Source organism: Actinospica acidithermotolerans (assembly GCF_018139625.1).
Taxonomy (GTDB): Bacteria; Actinomycetota; Actinomycetes; order Streptomycetales; family Catenulisporaceae; genus Actinospica; species Actinospica acidithermotolerans.
Genome location: NZ_JAGSOH010000212.1, coordinates 1 through 5,992, shown reverse-complemented (window position 1 = coordinate 5,992; position 5,992 = coordinate 1). Strand labels below are relative to the sequence as shown.

The 5,992-nt window shown below is 73.1% G+C and carries 9 protein-coding genes; 1 reads left to right on the top strand and 8 read right to left on the bottom strand.

All coding sequences use genetic code 11. The features are described 5' to 3' along the window. Window positions 1-28 precede the first annotated feature (28 nt). The 5 genes from KDK95_RS33725 to KDK95_RS33705 are packed head-to-tail and all read right to left on the bottom strand — an operon-like array spanning window position 29 to window position 3,526. Entirely contained in the window at window positions 29-829 is an 801-nt protein-coding gene (locus KDK95_RS33725) for a hypothetical protein (protein ID WP_212522426.1), read from the bottom strand. A gap of 2 nt (window positions 830-831) precedes the next feature. Further along, window positions 832-1,530, bottom strand: a complete 699-nt coding sequence (locus KDK95_RS33720) for a hypothetical protein (RefSeq protein WP_212522425.1) — start codon at window positions 1,528-1,530, stop codon at window positions 832-834. 14 nt (window positions 1,531-1,544) lie between these two features. Further along, on the bottom strand, window positions 1,545-2,600 hold the full coding sequence (locus KDK95_RS33715) for a hypothetical protein (protein WP_212522424.1): 1,056 nt from the start codon (window positions 2,598-2,600) through the stop codon (window positions 1,545-1,547). After that, window positions 2,585-3,250 (bottom strand): hypothetical protein, encoded by a 666-nt coding sequence (locus KDK95_RS33710; protein WP_212522423.1) that lies wholly within the window; start codon window positions 3,248-3,250, stop codon window positions 2,585-2,587. Before KDK95_RS33710 ends, KDK95_RS33715 begins: the two co-directional genes overlap by 16 nt. 21 nt (window positions 3,251-3,271) lie before the next feature. Further along, window positions 3,272-3,526 (bottom strand): hypothetical protein, encoded by a 255-nt coding sequence (locus KDK95_RS33705; RefSeq protein WP_212522422.1) that lies wholly within the window; start codon window positions 3,524-3,526, stop codon window positions 3,272-3,274. A 216-nt stretch (window positions 3,527-3,742) separates the two neighbouring features. On the opposite strand from KDK95_RS33705, the gene KDK95_RS33700 reads away from it, so the two are divergent. After that, window positions 3,743-3,991: a hypothetical protein gene (locus KDK95_RS33700; RefSeq protein ID WP_212522421.1), complete on the top strand. Its 249-nt coding sequence runs from the start codon at window positions 3,743-3,745 to the stop codon at window positions 3,989-3,991. A 31-nt stretch (window positions 3,992-4,022) separates the two neighbouring features. Here KDK95_RS33700 and KDK95_RS33695 read toward each other — a convergent pair whose 3' ends face one another. From KDK95_RS33695 to KDK95_RS33685, 3 genes are all read right to left on the bottom strand, one after another. After that, a complete protein-coding gene (locus tag KDK95_RS33695; RefSeq protein WP_212522420.1) occupies window positions 4,023-4,484 on the bottom strand; it encodes a hypothetical protein in 462 nt (153 codons plus the stop codon). 53 nt (window positions 4,485-4,537) lie between these two features. Beyond that, the gene (locus KDK95_RS33690) at window positions 4,538-4,918 is read right to left on the bottom strand and encodes a tail fiber domain-containing protein (RefSeq protein ID WP_212522419.1); all 381 of its coding nucleotides are present in this window, start codon (window positions 4,916-4,918) and stop codon (window positions 4,538-4,540) included. A gap of 321 nt (window positions 4,919-5,239) precedes the next feature. Beyond that, the gene (locus KDK95_RS33685) at window positions 5,240-5,788 is read right to left on the bottom strand and encodes an RICIN domain-containing protein (RefSeq protein ID WP_212522418.1); all 549 of its coding nucleotides are present in this window, start codon (window positions 5,786-5,788) and stop codon (window positions 5,240-5,242) included. Window positions 5,789-5,992: the final 204 nt, after the last annotated feature.

Below are 5,992 nucleotides of genomic sequence, written 5' to 3'. Positions count from 1 at the left end.
GGGGCGGGCTGGGAGTAGCCGTTGGCGCTCATCGCGTCCACCCGCCGGCGTGCCGGTCCGGCGCGGCCGGGCGCGCGGCGAGCGAGGCGGCGAGCCGTTCGGCTCCGGCGAGCAGGTCCCCGCGTGGCAGGCTCGCACCGGTCAACAGCTCGGCTGCCTGGTCCTCGAGGAGCGCGCCGGCCACGTCGGCCGGCACCCGCATGCGGGCGAGTTCGCCGTCGAGCTCGCCCGCCGCGCGCTTGGCCTCGCGGGCCGCGGTGCGCACGACCACCGCGGTCGGCAGCGGCGCGCATCCGGCGCCGGCCCTCCACTCGGTCAGCGTGTTGACGCGCTCGCGCAGCTGTCCGACGGTGGCGAGCGTCGCGGGGCGGGTGACGGTCACCAGCAGCGAGGCGGCCTTCGCCAGTTCCCGGTGCGCGGGGGCGTCGGTCCATCGTCCCGCGTCGACCACGACGTCGAGCACGCCGCCGGCTGTACCCGGGAGTCGGGCGAGCAGCGGGGCCAGGTGTGTCCAGGAGCGCGCGAGTAGCGCGCTCTGGCCCGCTTCTCCGGCTCCCAGCAGTACCTTGAGGTCGCCGTCGGCGGTCTGGGTGAAGGCGTGCACGGCCTGTGCGGTGATCGCCTCGGGTGCGACGGCGGTCATCTGCATCAGGGTGTGCCACGGGGACAGCAGCGCCTGGCCGTCGGGAGCGCGCAGCCGGTAGAGCAGGTCTCCGCCGAACACGTCGGCCTCCACCAGCAGGGCCGGGCGCGGCCAGCAGGCGGTGAGGGTGAGCGCGGCCGTGCTGGCCCCCGGTGATCCCTTGACCGCGCCGATCACGATCAGCATCGTCAGGTCCCGTCGATACTGAGCATGAGCGCGCCGGAGGCCTTGCCCTCGGCCAGCGCGGTCGCCTCCGCGGCGCTCAGGTCCAGGTTGACCAGGGCGGTGGCGCTGGTGGGGTCCGCTCCTGGGGCGTAGGTGACGGCCGCGACCGTCGCGTCGCTGAACAGCACGGGAGACGCCGACAGCGCGTTCGCCGACCCCGCTCCGCTCGAGGCCGCCGAGCTCGTGCTCGCCACGGTGCGCACCGTGACCTTGTCCCCCTGCACCAGTCCCGAGGGGTAGTCCCCGGCCGGGACGGTGAGACCGACGACCTCGTCGCCGGAGGGCGTCGCGGAGCCGGTGGTCACGTCCGCGGCCAGCACCGGCTGCCCGGTCACCAGCGCGACGGTCGCGACGTAGCCGGCGAGCTGGCCGCGTTGGGACCACAGGACGTAGCCGATCCCGCTGTTCGCCGCGACCTGGACCGGGGCGATGGCGGAGTCCGGGATCTGCTCGCCGACGGCGATCGCGGAGGTGACCTGGACGACTTCGACCTCGTGGTTGTTGCGCTGGGCGAGGTAGAGGTTCAGGCCGAGGCACGCCAGGAACAGCACCGCGAACAGCGCTGCAAGGAGCGGCTGGCGCCTGCGCACCGGCCGGATGCCGGAGTCGGCGACCTGTTCGCGGCGCGAGGCCGGCGCCGGGGCGGGCGAGGTGATGCTCACAGTCCCTCCTTCGGTCAGTGGGTGATCGTGGTCTGCAGTTCCTGGACCGGCACGGGCACGGTGCCTGCGACCGTGCCGGGCTCGAGCGGCCCGCCGGCGCCGAAGTTCGCGGTGTAGCTCGCCTGCCACACCAGGCGGACCGTGATCGGGTAGACCGCGCCCGGCTCGGTGGCGGAGCTCTGCGAGAAGGTGATCGCGCACGCCGGGCCGGCGGCGGGGTTCCCGGCGTAGGCGTCGTAGAGGTCCGTGCACACCCCGTTCGCCGGAGTCAGGCTCGCGTACGGCTGCCCGTCCGGGCTCTGCAGGTCGGTGGGCAGGTCCAGTTCGGTGGGCGTGGCGGTCGCGGTCACGGTCACCGGGCCCGCCTTCGCGGTGACGGTGACCGCGCCGAAAGTGCGCCGGTCCAGCCAGATCCAGGTGGCGAGGTTGACCACGGCGGCCTTCGGCTGCGCCGGGTTGCCGGTCGGCACCAGCGGGTTGAAGGCGAACGTGGTGGCGGGAAGCTGCACCGAGTCGATCGCGTAGGTGGCCAGGAGCTTCGGGTCGAGGCTGACCGTTCCGGGCGGCGGCGGGGCGGGGTCGCTCGCCGCGACCCAGGTGAACCAGGGGTGGTCGGTGGTCCAGGCGAGCGAGGCCGGCGCGTTGAAGTCCTGGCACCACGCGACGTACCACAGTCCCGCGTCATGCACGTGGTAGTCGGCTGCGACCATCGGCTGGATGTACTGCTCGAACCATTGCCACAGCTCGGGGTTGGCGCGCACGAGGTGGGCGAGGTTGCGCACGAGTTGCACGGCCGCGACCGGTGTGAGGCCGGGCTGGTACCAGCACGGCGGGATCTCGAGCGGGGCGGCGTCGGTCAGCGAACCGCGACCTGGTTTCAGCGGCGCGCTGGAGGTCAACTGCACTCCGCCGAGCGCGCTGAGGGTGGTTCCGGCCAGGCTCCCGCCGCCGGTCGTGCAGCCGAACTCGCCGCAGCCGCCACCGCCGGCCCACGCCGGGGCCGAGGCGAGGCACGCGGCCGTGGCCAGGGCGGCGGTGGCCACGGCTCGGGCGATCAGCCGGCGTCGCATGAGGGGTCCTTGACGACGGCGGTGAAGTTCGAGGCCTGCCATCCGCCGGGGACGGCGGTGACCTTGAAGGTGACCAGGGCGGTGCCCGAGGGGTCGGCGACGCTCGCGCCGGTGCGCCGGTTCTTGTCGATCAGGGCGGCGCCGTCGGAGCAGAACTGGACGATCCCGCTCTCTCCGACGCCGCTGCCCTGGAAGTCGGAGGTGGCGATGTTGTAGAAGCGGGCTGCGCCGGTCCACGTCTCGTTGTTGCGGGCGTAGTCGGTGAACGTCGCCCGGATCCAGGCGAGCGTCTGCCCGCTCGCGTACCGGCCGAAGTCGATCATGTTCGGGTTCTGCGGGTTCGAGCCGATCCCGGCGATCTCGGCCCGGTTGATGTCCTCGACCGCCTCCACGGCCTGGTCGAGGTCCGCCTTGCCGCTCGGGGTGTACCCCCACGCGAAGCTGAGCCCGGCGGGCAGCGCGATGCTCGCGGGCGGCGCGAGCCAGCCGGTGCCGGCCCCGGACGAGGTCGGGCTCGGCGCGTGCGCGGAGCTGCTCGCCGAGGAGGTGGTGCCCAGAGGCGCGGGGGTCTGCGACGCGCCGGAGCAGCCGGCGGCGAGGGCGGTGAGCAGCGCCGCGGCGGCCGCGGTGCGGGGTGCGGCGGTCTTCATGGTCGTGGTGCCCCTTCTGGGTCAGCCGCCGGTGCAGCCGGCGGTGCCGGTGCCGCCGGCGCCGTTGATGCTGGTGCACACCTGCCTGGCCTTGTCCGTCACCACGGCCGTGATGATTCCTCCGACGGCGAGGGCGATCACGACGACGATCATGGTGATCACCACCCATTCCACGGTCGAGGCCCCGAGCTGCCGGTCGCGGTTGCGGGCGCGGGCGTAGCGGGCCGCGAGCAGCGTCCTGGCGTACGCCAGGACGCATGCGAGTTCCGCCGGCATCACGTTCGCCTCCCTCGGCCGCGGCGGGCTGCCTGAACGGGGTTCGCTCTCGGCGCTGATGCGGTCATGACGCCCCTCCGATGCGTGCGGGCGATCTGGGCGATGGCGATCCCGCGGCTGCGATGGGCGGCCCCGGGTCGCAATGGACTGAGGATCTGTGGCACCATGGCGTGCGTATCTGGCGGTTGCGAAGGCGGGAAGGGATGGGCGGGAACGATGACGGTGTATTCGGTGTGGGCCAACCAGTCCGAGACCGCGGTCGTGACGACCAGGAACCGCGGGAAGGCGTTCGCCGCGGCCGTGAAGGCAGCCCGCCGGCGGCGCAACGACGTCGCCGTGTACGACGACGCCGGCGACGTGTACGGCGCGGACGGCCGCCCGGCCTTCTGCCCGCTGTGCCACCGCGGCCAGGGGCACCTGCCCGGCCCGCCGCACTGCCGGCGCGTGGTCGAGCGGCTGCTGTAACGGCCCGAGGCCGCCCGCACGATCGTGGAGGTCACGGGCGGCGCACCTGCCCGCCGACCGGCCGGGCGCCGAACGCGCTCGCGGCGGTGCGCACGTGGTACATCGCGAAGCACAGGTCCAGCAGCTTCGTTCCCCCGCACGGATCGCTCAAGATGACGGCGTCGAGATCGTCCGCCGCAGCGTTGAGCGCGAGGACCCAGTCCGCCGGTTCGCAGGCCCGCGGCGCGTTCGCGCCCTCCGGCAGGTGCCGGCGCAGCAGGGCCGCCCCCTCGGACGCCTCGCGCCCGGCGACGAGCGCCGGGCGAGCCAGGTCCTTGTCGGCCTCGGACCGCTCGGCTGCGGCGACGGCCGCATCGAGCAGGGCGACGGTGGCGGCGAGGACCGCGTCGGCAGTGCGCGCGGGCGACTCGGCGGGTTGCCCGGGAGCGCGGCGCGCGTGGACATGACGGCCAGCGGCCATCGTGTCCGCGTGCTGTACGTGCTGTGCGCTCATCGAGGTCTCCGGTGTCCTCTCGCGTGGTTCGTCGGTCCATCCAGTGCGTCGGGTCAGGTGGTTGATCGGCTGGTGGGCGCGGGCTCGCGCTCGAGCCCGTTGGGCGCGTCTGCGTGGGCGAGCTGCCCTTCGGCGGCCTCGAGGCGCCGTGCGAGCTCCTGGACGCTGACCAGGAGCACGCCCAGGGCGCTTTCGACGGGGATCCGCGTGTCTGTGGATCCGAACCCGAAGAGTTTGTAAAAGTCCTGGGCCATCGGGCCGCAGCGGACCACCTCGGACGGCTCGAAGTTGTAGCTCCATGTGCTGACCTTCAGTGTCTGCACCTTGGCCAGCACCTCCGTGGCGCGCAAGGGAGCGCGGCCGGCCGCGCGGGTGCCGGCGGCGTGCTGGCCCAGGGCTCTGGCCGCGAGCGTGAGTCTGCGGATCGCGCCCATGCGCTGGGCCTCCTTCGTCGGGGTGGGGGCTCTCGCCGGCCGGGCCGTGAACCTGCCGGCGAGAGCCCCGCGGTTGCGCGGGTCAGACCTCGATCTCGGCGACGTTGTCCTTCTTGGCCTGGTCGCTGACCGGCTCGGCCGGACGCCGTACGGCGGCGACCATGGTCCGCACCGCGAATGCGAACTTGCTCATGGACGTTCTCCTTTCTCTGCGGGGTGGCGGGGCCGGCGCCCGAGGGGGGATCGGTCGCCGGGGCTCTTGGGTGGGCGGTCCCGGCTGCGGGGCGTCTCATCGCGCACGGGGCGGGCGCAGCGCCGGGGCTACTCCCAGTTCTGGAACTTGCTGCCGCTGTAGTTCAGCGTGTAGGCCGACCCGGCGTAGTTGCTGTCGAGGAGCCGCCCGGTCTGCAGGTCGTTCAGCCAGTACTCGACCGGGGAGGCCGCGAAGTCCGCGGTCCAGTACCACTTCTGGTACTTGCCGCCGTTGCAAGGCAACGTATACAAGTTGCCTGAGTAGTTGCTGTCCAGGCAGCGGCCGGTCTGCGCGTCCACCAGCGTCGCGTTGTCCTGCGAGTCGTAGGACACGCGCCAGTTCTGGTAGTTGCCGCCGTTGCATGGGAGCGTATATACGGAGCCTGAATAGTTGCTGTCCAGGCAGCGGCCGGTCTGCAGGTCGATCATGCGGCGGGTCGAGGAACTCGCGTTCGGGCGCACGGTGGACGGCTTGGCGGCCGCTGAGGCCTTCGCGGGCGAGGTGGCGGAACTCGCGGCGTTCGCCGGAGCGGCGGCGAGCGCCGCGGCCGCGAGCGCGGCTCCGGCGGCCGCGAGCAGGATCGTGCCGCGCTTGGCGCTGGTGGTGATCGTGGTCATGAGGCTCCCCCTCGGGATGGTTGGCGTGCCGGGCCCGGGCGGTCCGGCTGCGGAAACGCAGGGTTTTTCAGAGGCGCGGCGCGGGATTGGCGCAGCGCGGATCGCGGACGGGCCGCGCGGGGTCCCGGCGGTTAGCTCAGGACCGTGCAGCCGGCGACCTGTCCGGTGTCGTGGAGGTAGGACATCGCGATGTAGCCGACCGGG

Bases quoted from the DNA above. Each gene is read 5' to 3' on its own strand.
- KDK95_RS33725 (WP_212522426.1), bottom strand. From the start codon at position 829: ATGCTGATCGTGATCGGCGCGGTCAAGGGATCACCGGGGGCCAGCACG.
- KDK95_RS33715 (WP_212522424.1), bottom strand. From the start codon at position 2,600: ATGCGACGCCGGCTGATCGCCCGAGCCGTGGCCACCGCCGCCCTGGCC.
- KDK95_RS33710 (WP_212522423.1), bottom strand. From the start codon at position 3,250: ATGAAGACCGCCGCACCCCGCACCGCGGCCGCCGCGGCGCTGCTCACC.
- KDK95_RS33705 (WP_212522422.1), bottom strand. From the start codon at position 3,526: ATGCCGGCGGAACTCGCATGCGTCCTGGCGTACGCCAGGACGCTGCTC.
- KDK95_RS33700 (WP_212522421.1), top strand. From the start codon at position 3,743: ATGACGGTGTATTCGGTGTGGGCCAACCAGTCCGAGACCGCGGTCGTG.
- KDK95_RS33695 (WP_212522420.1), bottom strand. From the start codon at position 4,484: ATGAGCGCACAGCACGTACAGCACGCGGACACGATGGCCGCTGGCCGT.
- KDK95_RS33690 (WP_212522419.1), bottom strand. From the start codon at position 4,918: ATGGGCGCGATCCGCAGACTCACGCTCGCGGCCAGAGCCCTGGGCCAG.
- KDK95_RS33685 (WP_212522418.1), bottom strand. From the start codon at position 5,788: ATGACCACGATCACCACCAGCGCCAAGCGCGGCACGATCCTGCTCGCG.